Origin of the sequence: Streptomyces sp. SID12501, assembly GCF_010550245.1 — a bacterium.
In the GTDB taxonomy this organism is placed as follows: Bacteria; Actinomycetota; Actinomycetes; order Streptomycetales; family Streptomycetaceae; genus Streptomyces.
In genome coordinates this window covers 1-713 of record NZ_JAAGLU010000194.1, presented here as the reverse complement: position 1 = coordinate 713, position 713 = coordinate 1, and the positions used below count along the sequence as shown (strand labels likewise).

Annotated in this window: 1 pseudogene; it reads left to right on the top strand. The window is 73.2% G+C overall.

The features are described from left to right. Positions 1-107 precede the first annotated feature (107 nt). Positions 108-512: pseudogene (locus G3I71_RS45185) on the top strand (winged helix-turn-helix transcriptional regulator); the annotation flags it as partial. Positions 513-713 lie beyond the last annotated feature (201 nt).

The following is a 713-nucleotide window of genomic DNA, read 5'->3' as shown; positions in this document are numbered from 1 at the left end:
GAGCAGCGACCTCGTCCGTGCCGTCACCCTCGCCCCTTCGGTAGCATTGTGAAACCAACGCACCGTAGGCCCAATCAGTTGCAGATCGCAACTCTGAAGGAGTGGTCATGCCCGCCCACGCTGCACCCCCCGTCTGGACGGACGCGACGTGCCCGGTGGCCCGCGCCGCCGACCTCGTCGGGGACCGCTGGAGCCTGCTGGTCGTCCGCGACGCGATGGACGGCGCACGGTCCTTCACGGAGCTCAAGCGCCGGACCGGCATCGCGCGCAACATCCTCAGCGACCGACTCCGGCGGCTCTGCGCCTTCGGCGTCCTCGCGCAGGTCGACGCCCCCTCCGGCAGGCGTCAGGTGTACGAGCTCACGGTCGCCGGCAAGGACCTGTTCGGCGTCGTCGTCGCCCTCCGGCAGTGGGGCGAGCGGCACGCCTTCGCCGACGGGGAACCCCGCTCCACGCTGGTCGACGGCCACGGCGAGCCGGTGCCGCGGCTGATCCCGACCGACAGCCACGGGCAGGAGCTGACCTGCGACGACGCGTGCGTCGTGCCCTTCAGCGCCGGCCCGGTCGTATGCCCCGGCCAGGACGTCGTGCTGCTGACCGCCGCGACGCTGCTGTCCGACCTCGTGCGCGACGTCCGCTGGTCGCCCGCCACGCACCCGGGGCTCGCCGACGACCCGCTGCCGCCGACGCTCGGGCACGCCGACCTGCGGCTC